Raw genomic sequence first — 17,268 nt, 5'->3', positions numbered from 1 at the left:
GCCGCCGGTGCCGGTGTCCCCGTCGGGGGCGACACACTGTCGTGGCTCCCCGCGCGGGCGATAGACAGGTCGCCGATGTCCCCGGCTGCGGCGGCCCCCTAGCCTCGGTCCCATGATTCCCCAGGCAAACCCCCGGGCCGGCGCCGCAGTGAAGGCCGCGGACCGCGCGCACGTGTTCCACTCCTGGTCCGCGCAGGAGCTCATCGACCCGCTGCCCGTCGCCGGCGCGGAGGGCTCGTACTTCTGGGACTACGACGGCAACCGCTACCTCGACTTCACCAGCGGCCTCGTCTACACGAACATCGGCTACCAGCACCCGAAGGTCGTCGCGGCGATCCAGGCGCAGGCGGCGACGATGACGACGTTCGCCCCGGCGTTCGCGGTCGAGGCACGTTCGGAGGCGGCGCGGCTGATCGCGGAGCGGACACCGGGCGACCTGGACAAGATCTTCTTCACCAACGGCGGCGCGGACGCGGTCGAGCACGCCGTCCGCATGGCCCGGCTGCACACCGGCCGCCCCAAGGTGCTGGCCGCGTACCGCTCGTACCACGGCGGCACCCAGCAGGCGGTGAACCTCACGGGCGACCCGCGCCGCTGGGCCTCCGACACCGGGACGGCCGGGGTCGTGCACTTCTGGGGGCCCTTCCTCTACCGGTCCCGTTTCCACGCGGAGACCGAGGAGCAGGAGTGCGCGCGGGCGCTTGAGCACCTGGAGACGACGATCACCTTCGAGGGGCCGTCGACCATCGCCGCGATCATCCTGGAGACGATCCCCGGCACGGCCGGGATCATGGTTCCGCCGCCCGGCTATCTGGCCGGGGTCCGGGAGCTGTGCGACAAGTACGGGATCGTCTTCGTCCTGGACGAGGTCATGGCGGGCTTCGGGCGGACGGGCACCTGGTTCGCGGCGGACCTCTTCGACGTCGTACCCGATCTGATGACCTTCGCCAAGGGCGTGAACTCCGGTTACGTCCCCCTCGGAGGCGTCGCGATCTCCGCCGCGATCGCCGAGACGTTCGCCCGGCGCCCCTACCCCGGCGGTCTCACGTACTCCGGGCACCCGCTGGCCTGCGCCGCCGCCGTCGCCACGATCGGGGTCATGGCGGAGGAGGGGGTCGTCGAGAACGCGGCCACGCTCGGCGCGTCCGTCGTCGGGCCGGCGCTGCGCGAGCTGGCCGAGCGGCATCCGTCGGTGGGCGAGGTACGCGGCACGGGGATGTTCTGGGCGCTGGAGCTGGTGCGGAACAAGGAGACCCGCGAACCCCTCGTCCCCTACAACGCCGCCGGTGACGCCAACGCCCCCATGCTCGCCTTCGGGGCCGCCGCCAGGGCGAGGGGCCTGTGGCCGTTCATCAACATGAACCGCACCCATGTCGTCCCCCCGTGCAACATCACGGAAGCCGAGGCCAAGGAGGGTCTGGCGGCCCTGGACGCTGCCCTGTCCGTGGCTGACGAACACACGGTGTGAGGCGGTGATCCGCCGCCCCGTCCGCCCGTCGCCGGGCGGCCGGGGCAAAAACTCCTCGCAGGAATGCGAACGCGTAAGGTGACGTGCTCGTAAGAGAACTCGTAAGGGAACTCGAAGAGCACGCGCAGGCAGGCGTGCGCGTACGCGGATGGGGGAACCGGACCACAATGCCCGGCACCGGCGGCGGCAATGGCGCCGTGACTCGTAGCACCCTGCGGCAGCAGCTCGCGGACGCGCTCCGTGACGAGGTGCTCGCCGGCAGACTGAAGCCGGGTCAGGAGTTCACCGTCAAGGAGATCGCCGAACAGTACGGGGTGTCGGCGACGCCCGTGCGCGAGGCGCTGGTGGACCTGTCCGCGCAAGGGTTGCTGGACGCCGTGCAGCACCGGGGGTTCGAGGTCCACGAGTACTCGGAGCGCGACTACCGGAACATGGTCGAGGCCCGCATCCTGGTCACCGACGGCATGTTCCGGCGGCTCGGCGACCGCGAGGTGGACCCCCGTACGGCCGCCGCGCTGGCGGGGGTCCGACGGCGCGGCGAGGAGGCTCGACGCGCCGCGACCGCCGGGGATCTGGACATCCTGGTCGGCTACGAGCTGCGGTTCTGGCGCGAGTTGAGCGCCCTGTTCGGCAACCCGTACCTCACCGACTTCCTGCACCGGCTGCGGGTGCAGTCCTGGGTGTGCGCGGTCCAGCACCTGCGCCGGGTGGACGATCTGCGAGGCAGGTTGTGGGCCGACCACACCGATCTTGTCGACGCCCTCAGCCGTCGTGACGCGCAGACCGCCCAGGAGATCATCGCCGGTTACGACGAGCACTCCCTGACCCTGGTGGAACGCCTGGCGGGCGGATGAGCGGCACCCACAGGGCGGGCGGCGGCCAGGTGAGCGTCGACCTCTCCGTCGTCGTCCCCGCGTACAACGAGGAGGAACGTCTCGGCCCGACGCTCGACGCGATCATCGCCCATCTCGCGGCGGCCGAGGCCCCCGCGCGCTGGGAGATCATCGTCGTCGACGACGGGTCGACGGACCGTACGGCCGAGGTCGTGGCCGCCGTCACCGCCCGCGACGCACGGGTCCAACTCGTCTCCGCGGGGCCCCGCAACCGGGGCAAGGGCCACGCCCTGCGGCTCGGGGTGCTCGCCTCGCACGGCCGCCGGGTCCTGCTGACGGACGCCGATCTCTCCGCGCCCATCGACGAGTTGGAGCGCCTCGACAAGGCGTTGTCCGACGGGCACACGGCCGCGATCGGCTCCCGGGAGGCGCCCGGCGCGAGCATCGAGCGCCATCAGCACCGGTTGCGCGAGGCGCTGGGGCGGGCCGGGAACCTGCTGATACGCGGGGTAGCGGTGCCCGGAATCCGCGACACCCAGTGCGGCTTCAAGCTGTTCGACGGCGACCGCGCCCGCGAGGCGTTCGCCGCCTCCCGTCTCCACGGGTTCGGCATCGACGTGGAGATCCTGAGGTACTTCCGCCGCAACGGCTGGCCCGTCGTCGAGGTGCCCGTCCGCTGGTCGCACCAGCCGGGCTCGAAGATACGCCCGCGGGACTACGCCCGTGTCCTCGGCGAACTCGCCGTACTGCGGACCCGTTCCGTCCGCCCCGCCGACGTCCTCGCGGTCACCTGCTTCCTGTTGATGTCCGTGACCCTCTACATAGGCCGCTGGCGCGACCCGAACGGCCGCTACCTCCCCGACTCCCTCCAGGACCAGAACCAGTGGGAGTGGTTCTTCGCGGTCACGGCGGACAACCTCGTCCACCTCCGCAATCCCCTCTTCACCACCTTCCAGGGCTTCCCCGACGGCGTGAACCTGATGGCCAACACGGTCATGCTGGGCCTGTCCGTACCCTTCGCCCCCGTCACACTCGTCCTGGGCCCGGCGGTGTCCCTCGCCCTGGTGATGACGCTGGGCCTCGCCGCCACGGCCGCCGCCTGGTACTGGCTGATCGTCAAACGGGTCGTACGGCACCGGGGAGCGGCCTTCGCCGGAGCGGCCCTCGCCGCCTTCGCGCCGCCGATGGTCAGCCACGCCAACGCGCACCCGAACTTCGTGGTCCTGTTCATGATCCCGCTGATCACCGACCGGGCACTACGGCTGTGCACGGGCGCCCGGACCCAACGGGACGGGACGGTCCTCGGTCTGATGGCGGCCTACCAGATCTTCCTCGGCGAGGAACCCCTCCTGCTCGCCGCGATGGGCATGCTGCTGTTCGCCGCCGCGTACGGGCTGCTGCGCCGGGACGTGGCCCGCGCCTCCTGGCGCCCCCTGCTGCGGGGACTGGGCGTCGCCATCCTGGTCGCGATCCCCCTGGTCGCCCTCCCGCTCTCCTGGCAGTTCTTCGGCCCGCAGAGCTACGGGAACATCGCCCACGGCGCCAACTCCGGCAACAGCCCGCTGGCCCTGCTCTCCTTCTCCGAACGCTCGCTCCTCGCGGGCGACCGCGAGCGGGCGGACGCGCTCTCCCTCAACATCACCGAGCAGAACGCCTTCTACGGCTGGCCGCTGGTCCTGCTGGCCCTCGGCATCGTCGTACGGCTCTGGGAGCGCCCCCTGGTGAAGGCGCTCGCCGTCACCGCGGTCGGTGCGGCCCTGCTCTCCCTCGGCCCGAAGATCCGCCTCCCGCAGACGGATCTGGTGCTGCCCGGCCCGTGGGCGCTGTTCGCCGAGAAGCCGCTGCTGGAGTCGGTCATCGAGAGCCGGGTGGCGATGATCTGCGCCCCGGTGTTGGGCATGCTGCTGGCGATCGCCTTCGAACGACTGGCGGCCGTGCCGGGCCTCGGCACGCGGTACGTGGGCTTCCTGGCGATCACCCTCGCCCTGCTGCCGATCGTCCCGGCTCCGCTGAGGTCCGTGGAGCGCGCCGAGGTCCCGGCGTTCTTCGCGGACGGCACCTGGAGGTCGTACGTCGACACCGGCGCCGGCGAGACACTGGTGCCGGTGCCCCTGCCGGACCCGGGCAACGCGGAGGCGCTGCGCTGGCAGACCACGGCCGGTTTCGGCTTCCGGATGCCCGGCGGCTACTTCAACGGCCCCTTCGGCGAGGACCGCGTCGGCATCTACGGCGCCGTCCCCCGCCACACCTCCAACCTGCTGCGGGACGTCCGTCACAGCGGGCGGGTCCCGGTGATCGGCGACAACTGGCGGGCGCAGGCGCGACAGGACTTCGCGTACTGGCAGGCGGGCGCTCTGGTGCTGCGTCCGCAGATGTACGACGAGCAGGTGCGCGTCACCGTGGACAAGCTGGTGGGGCGACCCGGTAAGTGGGTGGGCGGTGTGTGGGTATGGGACCTGCACGCGGGGGACTGAAGACGCGTCCAGCGACTACGCTTCCCTGACCACTGTGTGCCGTACGCGAACGTATCCGTACCGTGCGTGTGCGTGCCGGATGACCGAGGAGTTCTCTTTTGGCCTGTGACCTCTGGCTGGTCCCGCTCGTCGACGTGTTGTGCCACACACCCGACAACCCCTTCGCCGAAGAACTCGCGCTCTACAACAAGCTGCTGGGTGAGGCCGGACTGCCGCCGGTGCCGGTGTACCAGTACATGCCCGGACTGACCGGTGAGGTCGCCCCGGTCGCGGGCTTCGACTACGACGCGCTGCACTTCCTGCGCCGCGCCTACCTGCTCCAGGTGTGCGGGCTCGCGGTGACCCCGGTGGACGCGCTGGGCGGCGACTACGAACAGCTCCTGGAGATGTTCGAGGGCACGGCCCAGCAGTCGCACCTGGTCTGGCACTACGACCACGCGGGCGCGTATGTCCCCGTCGACTTCCCGCACCCGCTCTCCAGCGACGAACTCCTCGCCGGCGGGGGCCCGTTGGGCTCCTCTCACGGTCTGCTGCGGGAACTGGAGTTCGTGGCCCCGGCGATCGGCATCGACCCGGCGAACCCTCCGGCGCCCCCGGAAGGGCCGCTCGCGCCCACGGAGTTGGAGGAACCGGCCGTGCCCGCCCCCTACGATCCCAGCCCCTTCGCCCGTGAACGCCACGTCTGGCTGGGTCTGCACGCGGCGGCGACCCGCAGCCTGGCGCAGGGGTCGATGATCGTGTTCAGCTGAGGCCCGGCGTTCTCCGAGGCTCAACGACCCAGCGCGGAAAGGCCCTTCTGCAGGTCCTCGGGGTTCATGACCGGGGTGTAGGTGACATCGGCGCCCAGTTCGAGGAAGAACGGCTCGGCGATGGACGGCATCTGGGAGCTGTCCTGCAGATCGAAGACCATGTAACAGGTGCGTTGCCCGTTGTCGGTCGTGAAGTAGGCCGCCTCCGGCTTGACCTGCTCCATGGAGGACTGCATCAGCTTTCCCAGAGTGCCGTTCCGAATGGCCTCGTTCGACTTCTCGGTGCCGAACCGGGCCTTGAGCATCATGCGCATGGCAATCACCGTTCCCCTGATCATCCGTCCGATATGTGCAGATCGCACATGCTTTAAGAATAGGTCCGAACTCGCGATCCCTCTCGGCCAACTCCCGCCCCCGCAGGGGTGCCGTGAACGGACGACTACGCCGAGCGACGGATGGCGTCACGGCACAGCGGGGATGCATCACGACACCGATGCCGGAACGACCGACGACAGACGGCACGGACTCCCCCAGCTTCGAGGGCCTGCCGGACGTCCCTCATGCGGTCCTGGACGTCCCTCATGCGGTCAGGCCGAGCGTGGCCAGGTGGTCAGGATCTGTGAGGATGTCGAGTCCGGTGATGCGGCCGTCCCGGATGGTGAACGACATGACGGACAAGGGTCGGTCTCCGGCGAACGAGACGACGCCGGGCGTGCCGTTGACCAGCACCACACGCGCGTCCGCCGCGAAGCGGGCGAAGGTGATCGCCTGGGACGCCACATCGCCCGCGCCGCGTCGCAGGATGCTCGGGACGAGCGTGCCGCCGTCGGAACGCGCGACCACGTCGGGGTGAAGGACGGCCAGGAGCGCCTCGAAGTCGCCGCCGCGGGAGGTGCTCTCCGCGATCATCCTGATGATCGGCCTCACCAACTTCTTCAACCGCATCAACACCACCATCGAGGAGCCCGCCGGCACAACCTGGTGACGCGCCGCCCGGGGTGCCGCCGACGCCGGACCCTTCGTCAGGGCCCGAGGTGCGTGCCCGGAGCGACGGTGCCGGTGGTCCATCCGGCCGCCGTCCCGGGTATGCGACGGCGGCCGACACCGTCACCGGGTCGGCCGCCTCGCGGATGGGGCCGGCGGACTAGATGAAGGAGTTGATCTCGATGGTCTCGTCGCGGCCCGGGCCGACGCCGATCGCGGAGATCGGGGCGCCGGACATCTCCTCCAGCGCCTTCACGTAGTTCTGCGCGTTCTTGGGCAGGTCGGAGAAGGACTTCGCCTTGGTGATGTCCTCGGACCAGCCGGGCAGGGTCTCGTAGACCGGCTTGGCGTGGTGGAAGTCGGACTGGGAGTACGGGAGTTCCTCGACGCGCTTGCCGTCGATCTCGTACGCCACACAGACGGGGATCTGCTCCCAGCCGGTGAGGACGTCGAGCTTGGTGAGGAAGAAGTCCGTCAGGCCGTTGACACGGGTCGCGTAGCGGGCGATGACCGCGTCGAACCAGCCGCAGCGGCGGTCACGGCCGGTGGTGACACCCCGCTCGTGACCGATGCGGCGCAGCGCCTCGCCGTCCTCGTCGAAGAGTTCCGTGGGGAAGGGGCCGGCGCCGACGCGGGTCGTGTAGGCCTTCAGGATGCCGATGACTCGGCTGATCTTCGTGGGGCCGACGCCCGCGCCCGTGCATGCGCCGCCCGCGGTCGGGTTGCTGGAGGTCACGAAGGGGTACGTGCCGTGGTCGATGTCGAGGAGGGTGCCCTGGCCGCCCTCGAAGAGGACGACCTTGTCGTCGTCGAGGGCCTGGTTGAGGACCAGGACCGTGTCGGCGACGAACGGGGCCAGCTTGTCGGCGTAGCCCAGCAGCTCCTCGACGACCTGGTCCACGGCGATGGCGCGGCGGTTGTAGAGCTTGGTGAGGAGCTGGTTCTTGATGTCGAGGGCAGCCTCGACCTTCTGCGTCAGGATCGACTCGTCGTAGAGGTCCTGGACGCGGATGCCGACCCGGTTGATCTTGTCGGCGTAGGTCGGGCCGATGCCACGGCCCGTCGTCCCGATCTTCCGCTTGCCGAGGAAGCGCTCGGTGATCTTGTCCACCGTCACGTTGTACGGCGTGATGATGTGAGCGTTGCCGCTGAGCAGGAGCTTGGACGTGTCGACGCCGCGCTCGTTCAGACCGCTCAGCTCGGAGAGCAGGACCGACGGGTCGACGACGACGCCGTTGCCGATGACCGGAGTGCACTCCGGAGTGAGGATCCCGGAAGGGAGCAGGTGGAGGGCGTACTTCTGGTCACCCACGACTACCGTGTGGCCGGCGTTGTTGCCGCCCTGGTAGCGCACCACGTAGTCGACGGATCCGCCTAGCAGGTCCGTCGCCTTTCCCTTGCCTTCGTCACCCCACTGAGCACCGAGCAGCACAAGTGCGGGCACGCGCGTACACCCCTTCCGGGCGGGGCATGTCCATGGTCGGGGGCGTGCGCGATGGCTTGTTACCGTCGCGTGCGCCGCGCGACCGTCGTTGGCCGCACACTGTGGACCCGGATGCCCCGGAATAGACGAAGCCCCTGGCGCAATAGCGCAAGGGGCTCTTGCACAAAGATGCTACCCGAGGAAGCGAGGCAGGACCGAGGTGGCGACTGACGACCAGCTCCTCGTGGTCATCGACCCCCTCGCCCGTCGCACGGACGGCGAGGCCGTACGGATCGCGAAAGACGTGCTCAGCGCGGGTGCGGCGAGTACGAAGGTGTGCCTTCCCGAGGGCCCCGAGGAATTCATGCGAGCGCTCGTCCGACGTGGTTCCCGGCGGCCCGTGGTGGTCGGCGACGACCGCGCGCTGCTGCGGACCGTGGCCGTTCTGCATCGGCGGCGGGAGCTGGCGGCGTGTGCCCTCTCCCTCGTCCCGGTCGGCTCGGCCCTGGGGCTCGCGCGCTCCCTCGGCGTGCCCACCGACGCGGTCACGGCGGCGCGCGCGGCCCTCGACGGCGTCGAGCGACGGCTCGATCTGCTCGTCGACGAGAGCGACGGGGTGGTGCTGGGCACGCTCCGGATCCCGGTCCTGCCGGGTACGGCGCCCCCGGGGCCGGAGGAGGCGACCGGGCCCGAGGCCGACGGCAGAGTGGAGTCGGGCAGGGGCACGGGCCCGGACACGTACGCGGACCGGGGTTCGGGGCAGGGCGGGGTCTCGGCCGACGGCCACCCCTCCTGGCTGCGCGCCTGGCCGCAGTCCCTCGTCCGTACGCTGTCGACGCGTCCCCACCGGCCCATCAGGATGTCCCGCCCGTTGCGGCCCTCACGCATACGGGTCGCCGCCGGGGGCGGGGCCGGGCCTTCGCGGCTGCGGGTGGAGGTGGACGGGGTGACGCTCGTCGACCTCGACCAGCCCGTGGAGGGTGTCTCCATCACCCCCGGTACGGACGGTGGCGCCGACGTCGAGATCCGCCCGGTGTCCGTGGGCGCCGAGGCGTCCCCGTTGCACGCGACCGGCCACCGGGTGACCGTGTCGGGCGCGGATTTCCGCTACGGGGCGGACTCGCTGGTCACCGGCCCCGTGCGCACCCGGACGTGGACGGTACGGGAGGGTGCATGGGGGCTGACCCTGCCGGGGTGACCACTTCGGCAGGGTCAGCACTCATCGCCCAGGTGCGGGATTCGCCGGTGGTGCGGGATTCGCCGGTGGTGTGGGCGGCGCCGCCCTTGTACGGCGACCGCCTGACCGGCCGTCAGTCGCCTCGACGGGCTCTTGAGGGCCCGTCAGCTGCTCGCCTCCCGAGGAAACGGCGCCGTGGGGGCAGGATCCCCTGACGGGAAGCCAGGGCGGAGGTCCGGCAAGGTCACCTCCAAGAGAGTGACGGCACGTCAGTTCCGGCAGGTGTGACAAGGCTTTTAATTCGAAATACCAGCTCACCGCCGTCCTTTGATGGCACATCAGGCGACTCACCGGTCCCCCGAAAGGGCGACTACCAATGCGACCATTCAGTCCTATTTTCACCGCACGCCGGACAACTTCGAGATGACAGCGGAAATGCCCCTCATTACGTTCGTTCTCGTCGGCGGATCCCGCCGACGAGAACGAAGAGAAGGGGAAGTGCATTGCGCACTCGTAAGATCACGGTGATCGCCGCTTCCGTCGGCGTCGCGGTCGCGGCCGCCACAGGTGTCACCTACGCCAGCTCCGCCCTGGATTCCGCCCCCAAGTCCGCCGCCGTCACGGACGCCGCCCCCGCCCCGCGCGGCGGAAACGGCACGGGCACCAACGCCGGCTCGAACGCCGCCTCCGACGCCGGACAGAACGACAACAGCTGGAGGCAGGGCAAAGGGAACGAGGGGCGGGGCGGCAACGGGGGCGGCAACGGAGGCGAGAACCGCGGCGGGAACGGGGGGGAGAACCGCGGCGGGAACGGGGGTGAGAACCACGGCGGGAACGGGGGCGAGAACCGGGGAGACCACCACCGGAACGACGGTCAGATCATGGTCAACGATCGCACGTACGCCGCCGAGCCGGGATCCTGCATCTCAGTGATCAGCGACGTTTCCACCTTCAACATCCGGAACGACAGCTACCGAACTGTCGAATTCTTCGCTGGGTCCGAATGCGCCGGCAGCCCCATTGCCACGGTCGGCCCCCACGGCTCCAACAACACTGTGACAGTGCCAGGTGCGGCTCCCTTCATGGGCAGTTTCCGCGTGATCCACGGGCACGACGGGTACAACGGGCACCACTGACGCGACTGAATCCGGCAACGAGGAAGGGCAGCCCTTCACCGCAACATCGGAAACCCCGGCTCGCCGCAATCGAGCCGGGGTTCCGGCACAGGGCCTCCCCATGTTAATTCGCGCGGATTAGCCGCAGGGTCCGCGATTACTCCTGACGGGTTTCTCCCGGCCCGTCCGTGTCTATCGGCCGACGATGCCGCTCAGGAAAGCGTGCCAGCTCGTGGGGCTGAGGTGCAGAAGGGGACCGTGGGGGTTCTTGCTGTCGCGTACGGCTCGGCCGCCGGTGGCTGTGGCGGCGACCTCGACGCAGTTACTTTCCGGTCCGGAGTACGTGGACTTCCGGAAGGGTCCTACGACGTCGGTCATGATGCGTCTTCCCCGATGCTCCGCAGTTCGCTCCGGATGAGTCTCGCGCTCGCTTCCGGAGCCAGTGCCGATGATCGTAGTAGGTCGAACACATTGGCGTAAGCCGTGAGGTCCTCCGCCCCCTCAAGGACCGAGGCACCCCTGAGATTGTCCAACGTCACCGCTTCGACCACAGGCTCCGATTCGAAACTGAACGTCGAGAAGGCCGAGGCCAAACCACCCAGTACACCTGCGCTGAACGGCAGAACCTGCACGGTGACGTTCTTCCGCTTTCCGATGTCGAGGATGGCGGACAACTGCTCCCGGTGAATGTCGACGCTCACCAACGGATGTGCGACGACCGCTTCCCAGAGGATGACCGAGTACGTCGCACCTCCTTCGTCGATCTTCGACTGTCGCCCCTTGCGCACTTTCACCAACTGTGCCACCCGTTCTGGGGCGATGTAGGTGGGGCTCGCCTTGATGATCGCCTCCGAATACGCGGGCGTCTGCAAGAGCCCCGGGACCAGGGCGGGCTGCCATTCCCTGATATACGTCGCGTCCTCCTCCAACGCGATGTGGTCGAGGTAGTCCGGCCGTAGATGCGCCGCGTGTTCGAGCCACCACCCGCGATGCTTCGACCGCTTGGCCAAGCCCTCAAGCGTGTCGCGGACTTCCGAATCATCGATGCCGTACGCGCTCAGCAGTGCGCGAATCTCGATGATGCGGGCGGTCACATGACCACTCTCCATGCGGCTGATCCGAGTCTGATGCACCCCAAGCACTTCGGCGGCCTGCGGCTGATCAAGCTTGGCGGCCTGTCGGTACCTCTTGAGCGCAGCGCCAAGTCGCCTGCTGCGCACCGTCGGCCGTCCCCCTGCGGGCATCGCTTCCCCTCTCCTGCGATAGCCGGTCTCGCCAACCCAACTGTAGGCGTGCGCACGCGCAGCACAGATGACAAACAGCATGCATGCTGTTCGTTCGATTGCAGTTCCGTCGACTTTTCTCATAGCCTCGTCGCACACGCACCACTACAGGGCGTGAACTTGACTGCACGTCAGGGGGTCTATTCGCCATGCCCGCTCTCACCCCACGTCGCGACTCCTTCCGTTTCCCCAAGCGGAGAAGACACGTTCCGGAGGCCCGCGCCCAGGTGTGCCGGATTCTCAAGGACTGGGCCCTCGACGGTGAACTCGCCCAAGACATCGCCACGGTGGCGACAGAGCTGGTCACCAATGCCGTACGGCACTGTCGGGTGGGCCTCGCCGAGGTCGAGGTCGTGCTGTCGGTCCGGGGGTGCGGGGTGCTGGTGGAGGTGTCGGACCCGGACAAGGGGAAGGTGCCTACACCGGTGGTGGAGTCCGACGGGGACGGCGGTCGAGGGCTGGTGGTCGTCGCCGGGCTGGCCGAGCGGTGGGGGCACGAACTGCGGCCGTTCACGAAGTGCGTGTGGGCGTACTTCGTGATCCCGGGGCGGTCCCGGTGAACGCGGCGACGCTGAGCCCGGAGCGGGGGCGCTGGCGGCGTTGGGCCGCGCGGGCGGAACGGCAATGGGCCGCGTCCGGCCGTTGGTTGGCGCTGCTCCCCCGCGAACCGTGCTGGGAGGTCCGGCGGCCGGCCGTGCGGACCGTATCGCCGGAGGACACGGCCGCCTTGGACGAAGGGGACGTCGTGCGGGCGTACGTCACGGCGTACCTGGGGGAAGGACGGACGGCGGCATGAGCGAGGACGAGGTGGGCGAGGGCGGGGAGAAGACGGCCCGGCCGGACGGTGACCCACCGCTCGACCCGGTCATGGCCACGTTCAGCGAGTGGCTCGACCACGCCGTGGCCTGCAAGGAGGCGTGTCGCAGGGAGGGCGTCTCGTGCCTGCACTCGATGCGGCTGGGGAGGCGGCACCGCGAGGCGAGAAGGGCCGCGGCCCGGGCGGCCCGCCGGACGGACGGCCCGCCGGAGCTTGTGTGAGCAGGCGGGACACACACCCGGTCGACGCATCATCAGTGAGACCGGTGTTCGCACGAAGCGCTCCTGCGGACATGGGGCGCACGTGCACGCTCCTCATGGGAGCCCTTCTCGCCGCCGGCCGGTGCGACGAGAAGGCTCAGCAGCGCGGTGACCGCACTCGCCACCGCCAGGCGCACGCTCCACTCACCCGCCCACCCGTCCCTGACCTCCGCGAGTACCTCCAGGTCGAGCAGCGCGGTGCCGACCGGGTAGGTGGCCACACAGACCGCCAGCACCATCCAGAGCGGCGGCTCGTGCGGGACCGAGAGAGCGGACCCGGCACAGATCACGACGGCGCTGAGGACGATGACGAGTGCGGTGAAGGGCATGACCACCAGGATTGCGGCGACCGCACGCCCGATCGTCAGCGTCGGCAGGAAAGGCGTCTCTATCGCAAGATGGAGAAGTAAATAAATCGTTGACAACAAGTTGTTTGCATTTCATGCTGGCTGTATGACGTCAATCCCGCAAATCCCGCCACCGCCGTCCGGAGCCGCCGACCCCTTCACCCCGCCGAGCGCGGACGCGGCGAGGGCACAGCGCGTCTACACCTCCCTGTTCCGCATCGCGGAACGGCACGCGGCCACGGACGCGCAGCGCCATCGCCAGACCCACCCGTACGTACTCGGTCCGCACGAGGCGATCAGGCTGGTGTCGTTCCTGCTCAGCGGTGCCGCGCTCCTCGACGAGGGCGAACCCGAGGTCGACCGCGCGGACATCACCGCCGCCCTCACCCTCGTCCCGCTCGCCCGCGCCGAGATGGACGAACTGGAGGTCGGCCTCCTGGAGATGGCCCGAGGTCGTGGCATGACCTGGCCGGAGATCGCCTTCGGCCTCGGCCTCAAGACCCCGCAGGCGGCCCGTCAACGCTACGAGCGACTGGCGAGCCGTACGGAGACGGAGACGGAGGCGGAGCCCCACGCGGAGAAGCACGCAGGGGAGGTTGAGAAGCACGCAGGGGAGGCTGCCGACGAGGACGCCGACTGAGGGGGCCTCCGAGACGGCCCGGAAAAAAATCTCGCGGCGATGTCGAGAATCCGTGCCCGGCTCCGTCCCCGGTGTGAACGCGACCACCACAATGGGTCGCCCAGCACGGAGGAGAAACACTATGGCCAAGTACCTGCTGCTGAAGCACTACCGCGGCGCCCCGGCCGCCGTCAACGACGTGCCGATGGACCGGTGGACGCCGGAGGAGATCTCGGCGCACGTGCAGTACATGAACGACTTCGCGGCCCGACTGGAGGAGACCGGCGAGTTCGTCGACGGTCAGGCGCTCGCTCCCGAGGGGATGTGGGTCCGGTACGACGGTGAGGGGCGCCCGCCGGTGACCGACGGCCCGTTCGCCGAGACCAAGGACCTCATCGCCGGCTGGATGGTGATCGACGTCGACAGCCAGGAGCGCGCGGTGGAGCTGGCCGGGGAGCTGTCCGCCGCTCCCGGGGCGGGCGGGAAGCCGATCCACGAGTGGCTGGAGGTCCGCCCCTTCCTGACCGCGCCGCCCACCATCACGGAGTGACCCGACCGGTGTCACAGATGGACGAGGCCCTGCTCAGGCGTCTCACGCCGAGCGTGCTCACCGTCCTCGTCCGCCGCGGAGCCGACTTCGCGGCGGCCGAGGACGCGGTGCAGGAAGCACTGGTCGAGGCGGTCCGTGTCTGGCCGGACGACCCGCCGAGGGACGCGAAGGGCTGGCTGGTCACCGTGGCCTGGCGCAAGTTCCTCGACCAGGCCCGGTCGGACGCCGCCCGTCGGCGGCGTGAGGACCTCGTCGACGAGGAACCGGCGCCCGGTCCCGCGTCCGCCGTGGACGACACGCTCCAGCTCTACTTCCTGTGCGCCCACCCGTCGCTGACGCCGTCGTCCGCCGTGGCGCTCACCCTGCGCGCCGTCGGCGGCCTCACCACCCGCCAGATCGCCGAGGCCTACCTGGTGCCCGAGGCAACCATGGCGCAGCGGATCAGCCGCGCCAAGCGCACCGTCTCCGGCATACGGTTCGAGCAGCCCGGCGACGTCGCCACCGTACTGCGCGTCCTCTACCTGGTCTTCAACGAGGGCTACTCCGGCGACCTCGACCTCGCCGCCGAGGCCATCCGGCTCACCCGACAGCTCGCGGCCTCGATCGACCACCCCGAGGTGGCCGGGTTGCTCGCTCTCATGCTGCTCCACCATGCCCGGCGCGCCGCCCGGACCGCACCCGACGGCAGCCTGGTACCGCTCGCCGAACAGGACCGGCGCCGGTGGGACACGAAGTCGATCGCCGAAGGCGTCGCGATCCTGCAAGCGGCGCTCGCCCGCGACCGGTTGGGGGAGTTCCAGGCCCAGGCCGCCATCGCCGCGCTCCACGCCGACGCGCCCACCGCCGAGGAGACCGACTGGGTGCAGATCGTCGAGTGGTACGACGAGCTGGCCCGGCTGACCGACAGCCCGGTCGTACGGCTCAACCGCGCGGTGGCCGTCGGCGAGGCCGAGGGGCCACGCGCCGGCCTGGCGGCGCTCGCGGCCCTGGACCCCTCCCTCCCCCGCCACACCGCCGTCGCCGCCTACCTCCACGAACGCGACGGCGACCTGACGACGGCGGCCCGTCTCTACGCCGAGGCCGCCCACAAGGCCCCCAACCTCGCCGAACGTGCCCACCTCACCCGCCGGGCGGCCCGCCTCAACAACCGGAGACAGCGGACCGCGCCCGAGACGGCGACGGGACTGATCCGCGACTGATCCACCAGTTCGACGGAGGTCAGCGCGCCGGTGTCGGAGGTGAGGAGCGCGGCGAAGGCCCGCGGGCGTACGCGGCAGAGGTCTGTCTCTCCTCCCCGGAGAACCGTGCCCCGGCGCATCGCGTCCCTCCGGACATGGACCGACCGGAGCGGCGCGACGACCGGGGTGAGCAGGGTGAGCGGGTCGAGGGAGGCCGGCGGTCGGACCGGGACCGGCGGTTCGACCGGGACAGTGCGCTGGGGTGTGGTGGGTGTGCGCTGTCGGCGGTGGGTGCGACGGTCGCGACGCTCGTGTGGGGCACTTCGGATCGCACCCGGCGCCACCTCCGGGGCGGCTTCGAGGGCGAGGACATGGACTACACCGTCCTCGCCACAGAACTCCCGTTCGTCGCCCTGGCCGGAGCCACCGTCCCGGCCCTCGTCTGCCTCGCGCTCGCCCTGCTGCTCCCGGCCCGGCGACGGCGAGCGAGGCCGGACGCCGGTCCGGGGCCGGGTGGCAGGCCGGGGCCGGGTGGCAGGGCGGGGCCGGGTGGCAGGGCGGGGCCGGGTGGCAGGGCGGGGCCGGGTGGCAGGGTGGGGCCGTCAGATCTCGACCGCTAGGCCGCCCAGGCCCCGGATCACGAAGTTCGGTTTGCGGGTCGGCTCGGCGGCCAGGGCGAGCGTCGGGGCTTTCTCCAGGAGGGCCGCCATGGAGGCCGACAGTTCGACGCGGGCGAGGGGGGCGCCGATGCAGTAGTGGATGCCCGCGCTGAAGGAGATGTGCGGGTTCTCCTCACGGGTGAGGTCCAGCTTCCCGGGGTCGGCGAAGACGGACGGGTCGTGGTTGGCCGAGCCGAAGAGCATCGCGATCTCCGCGCCCCGGGGAACCGTCGTCCCGTCGATCTCGATGTCGTCCAGCACCCAGCGCTCGAAGAGCTGCAGCGGGGTGTCGTACCGCATCAGCTCCTCCACCGCCGCCGGCACCAGCGAGTGGTCGGCGCGCAGCGCCGCCAGCTGCTCCGGGTTCCGGAACAGCGCCCACCAGCCGTTCACCGTGGCGTTCACCGTGGCCTCGTGCCCCGCGTTCAGCAGCAGGACGCAGGTCGAGATCATCTCCTGCTCGGTCAGCCGGTCACCCTCGTCGTGCGCGGCGATCAGCCCCGAGATCAGGTCCTCGCCCGGCCGCGCCCTCCGGTGCGCGATCAGTTCCCGCAGGTACTGCGAGAACTCCACCGACGCCCGCACGGCCCGCTTCGCCGTCTCCTGCGACGGACTCAGCTCGTACATCCCGCAGATGTCCGCCGACCAGGGGCGCAGCGGCGCCCGGTCGGCCTCCGGGACTCCGAGCATCTCCGCGATCACCGCGACCGGCAGCGGTTCCGCCACATCCGTCAGCAGGTCGCCTCCGCCGGACTCCACCAGCCGTTCCACCAGTGCACCGGCCAGCTCCTCCACATACGGCTTCAGCCGCTCCACCGTGCGCGGGGTGAACGCCTTCGACACCAGCCGACGGATCCGGGTGTGGTCCGGGGGTTCCAGGTCGAGCATCCCGTGGTCGTTCAGCGTGTGGAACGGCTCGTGCTCCTCCGGCGGCGCCGTCCGCCCGAAGTCCTCGTGCGTGAACCTGTGCTGATACGTCCGCCCGAGCCGCCGGTCCCGCAGCAGCGCCGACACGTCCGCGTGGTGCGGGACGAGCCACTGGTTCGTGGGCTCGAAGTACTGCACCCTGCCCCGGGCCCGCAGCTCCGCGTACGCCGGGTACGGGTCGGCCACGAAGTCGGGGTCCCACGGGTCGAAAGCGAGATAGGAAACGGCTGCCATGAACGGACGCTAACCGTTTCTCCGGGCCTTGGCCAGTGTCGGCCACTCGGCGTAAACCGGCTGGTGAGAGCGTGAGGCCCGAGGGACCGCTCTCCGAAACGCTCGGCCCGGGTGTGACAGGACGCCCCAGCCGTGGGGGACAGGACGTCCCCGGCCGGGTGTGACGGGACG

The 17,268-nt window shown here is 70.1% G+C and carries 18 protein-coding genes and 2 pseudogenes; 13 read left to right on the top strand and 7 right to left on the bottom strand.

Annotation, left to right across the window (positions count from 1 at the left end; all coding sequences use genetic code 11):
* The first annotated feature begins 112 nt into the window (after positions 1–112).
* From ACFY9I_RS30050 to ACFY9I_RS30035, 4 genes are all read left to right on the top strand, one after another.
* Complete coding sequence (locus ACFY9I_RS30050) at positions 113–1,468, top strand: aminotransferase class III-fold pyridoxal phosphate-dependent enzyme (RefSeq protein WP_391007219.1); 1,356 nt, start codon at positions 113–115, stop codon at positions 1,466–1,468.
* 167 nt (positions 1,469–1,635) lie between these two features.
* Positions 1,636–2,322, top strand: coding sequence for a GntR family transcriptional regulator (locus ACFY9I_RS30045; RefSeq protein WP_391007217.1), 687 nt, complete (start codon positions 1,636–1,638; stop codon positions 2,320–2,322).
* Positions 2,319–4,775 (top strand): glycosyltransferase, encoded by a 2,457-nt coding sequence (locus ACFY9I_RS30040; protein WP_391007215.1) that lies wholly within the window; start codon positions 2,319–2,321, stop codon positions 4,773–4,775. Before ACFY9I_RS30045 ends, ACFY9I_RS30040 begins: the two co-directional genes overlap by 4 nt.
* A gap of 98 nt (positions 4,776–4,873) precedes the next feature.
* Positions 4,874–5,524, top strand: coding sequence for a hypothetical protein (locus ACFY9I_RS30035; RefSeq protein WP_391007213.1), 651 nt, complete (start codon positions 4,874–4,876; stop codon positions 5,522–5,524).
* A gap of 20 nt (positions 5,525–5,544) precedes the next feature.
* Here the strand turns inward: ACFY9I_RS30035 and ACFY9I_RS30030 are convergent, their stop codons facing one another.
* Both ACFY9I_RS30030 and ACFY9I_RS30025 read right to left on the bottom strand, forming a co-directional pair.
* Positions 5,545–5,838 (bottom strand): DUF3303 family protein, encoded by a 294-nt coding sequence (locus tag ACFY9I_RS30030; RefSeq protein WP_391007211.1) that lies wholly within the window; start codon positions 5,836–5,838, stop codon positions 5,545–5,547.
* A gap of 265 nt (positions 5,839–6,103) precedes the next feature.
* Positions 6,104–6,421: pseudogene (locus ACFY9I_RS30025) on the bottom strand (RNA polymerase subunit sigma-70); the annotation flags it as partial.
* Between ACFY9I_RS30025 and ACFY9I_RS30020 the strand changes: the two are divergent.
* Positions 6,420–6,509, top strand: a pseudogene (locus ACFY9I_RS30020) (carboxymuconolactone decarboxylase family protein); the annotation flags it as partial. The pseudogenes ACFY9I_RS30025 and ACFY9I_RS30020 overlap by 2 nt on opposite strands.
* 159 nt (positions 6,510–6,668) lie before the next feature.
* On the opposite strand, the gene ACFY9I_RS30015 reads toward ACFY9I_RS30020, so the two are convergent.
* A complete protein-coding gene (locus tag ACFY9I_RS30015) occupies positions 6,669–7,952 on the bottom strand; it encodes an adenylosuccinate synthase (RefSeq protein ID WP_391007209.1) in 1,284 nt (427 codons plus the stop codon).
* A gap of 199 nt (positions 7,953–8,151) precedes the next feature.
* Between ACFY9I_RS30015 and ACFY9I_RS30010 the strand changes: the two genes are divergently transcribed.
* The gene (locus tag ACFY9I_RS30010) at positions 8,152–9,129 is read left to right on the top strand and encodes a diacylglycerol kinase family protein (RefSeq protein WP_391007207.1); all 978 of its coding nucleotides are present in this window, start codon (positions 8,152–8,154) and stop codon (positions 9,127–9,129) included.
* A gap of 482 nt (positions 9,130–9,611) precedes the next feature.
* Entirely contained in the window at positions 9,612–10,244 is a 633-nt protein-coding gene (locus ACFY9I_RS30005) for a hypothetical protein (protein WP_391007205.1), read from the top strand.
* 171 nt (positions 10,245–10,415) lie between these two features.
* Here ACFY9I_RS30005 and ACFY9I_RS30000 read toward each other — a convergent pair whose 3' ends face one another.
* Positions 10,416–10,601, bottom strand: coding sequence for a DUF397 domain-containing protein (locus ACFY9I_RS30000; protein ID WP_391007203.1), 186 nt, complete (start codon positions 10,599–10,601; stop codon positions 10,416–10,418).
* Positions 10,598–11,467, bottom strand: coding sequence for a Scr1 family TA system antitoxin-like transcriptional regulator (locus ACFY9I_RS29995; protein WP_391007297.1), 870 nt, complete (start codon positions 11,465–11,467; stop codon positions 10,598–10,600). Before ACFY9I_RS29995 ends, ACFY9I_RS30000 begins: the two co-directional genes overlap by 4 nt.
* Positions 11,468–11,655: 188 nt before the next feature.
* Here ACFY9I_RS29995 and ACFY9I_RS29990 point away from each other — a divergent pair, with 188 nt between their 5' ends.
* Positions 11,656–12,066 carry an ATP-binding protein gene (locus ACFY9I_RS29990; RefSeq protein WP_391007201.1) on the top strand — a complete coding sequence of 137 codons (411 nt, stop codon included), beginning with the start codon at positions 11,656–11,658 and terminating at the stop codon, positions 12,064–12,066.
* Between the two features lie 232 nt (positions 12,067–12,298).
* Positions 12,299–12,544 (top strand): hypothetical protein, encoded by a 246-nt coding sequence (locus ACFY9I_RS29985; protein WP_391007199.1) that lies wholly within the window; start codon positions 12,299–12,301, stop codon positions 12,542–12,544.
* Between the two features lie 32 nt (positions 12,545–12,576).
* Here ACFY9I_RS29985 and ACFY9I_RS29980 read toward each other — a convergent pair whose 3' ends face one another.
* Positions 12,577–12,912, bottom strand: a complete 336-nt coding sequence (locus ACFY9I_RS29980) for a hypothetical protein (RefSeq protein WP_391007197.1) — start codon at positions 12,910–12,912, stop codon at positions 12,577–12,579.
* A 124-nt stretch (positions 12,913–13,036) separates the two neighbouring features.
* Here ACFY9I_RS29980 and ACFY9I_RS29975 point away from each other — a divergent pair, with 124 nt between their 5' ends.
* The 4 genes from ACFY9I_RS29975 (at position 13,037) to ACFY9I_RS29960 (ending at position 15,897) form a co-directional block, all read left to right on the top strand.
* Positions 13,037–13,570 (top strand): DNA-binding protein, encoded by a 534-nt coding sequence (locus tag ACFY9I_RS29975; RefSeq protein ID WP_391007195.1) that lies wholly within the window; start codon positions 13,037–13,039, stop codon positions 13,568–13,570.
* 121 nt (positions 13,571–13,691) lie between these two features.
* The gene (locus tag ACFY9I_RS29970; RefSeq protein ID WP_391007193.1) at positions 13,692–14,099 is read left to right on the top strand and encodes a YciI family protein; all 408 of its coding nucleotides are present in this window, start codon (positions 13,692–13,694) and stop codon (positions 14,097–14,099) included.
* Positions 14,100–14,116: 17 nt separating this feature from the next.
* Positions 14,117–15,298, top strand: coding sequence for a DUF6596 domain-containing protein (locus tag ACFY9I_RS29965; protein ID WP_391007295.1), 1,182 nt, complete (start codon positions 14,117–14,119; stop codon positions 15,296–15,298).
* 134 nt (positions 15,299–15,432) lie between these two features.
* Positions 15,433–15,897 (top strand): hypothetical protein, encoded by a 465-nt coding sequence (locus ACFY9I_RS29960; protein ID WP_391007192.1) that lies wholly within the window; start codon positions 15,433–15,435, stop codon positions 15,895–15,897.
* Here the strand turns inward: ACFY9I_RS29960 and ACFY9I_RS29955 are convergent.
* Positions 15,880–17,097: a cytochrome P450 gene (locus tag ACFY9I_RS29955; RefSeq protein ID WP_391007190.1), complete on the bottom strand. Its 1,218-nt coding sequence runs from the start codon at positions 17,095–17,097 to the stop codon at positions 15,880–15,882. The genes ACFY9I_RS29960 and ACFY9I_RS29955 overlap by 18 nt on opposite strands.
* Positions 17,098–17,268 lie beyond the last annotated feature (171 nt).

This window comes from Streptomyces sp. NPDC012510 (genome assembly GCF_042955065.1).
GTDB lineage: Bacteria > Actinomycetota > Actinomycetes > Streptomycetales > Streptomycetaceae > Streptomyces.
The sequence above is the reverse complement of the archived record's forward strand: the minus strand, read 5'-3'. Positions and strand labels throughout refer to the sequence as shown.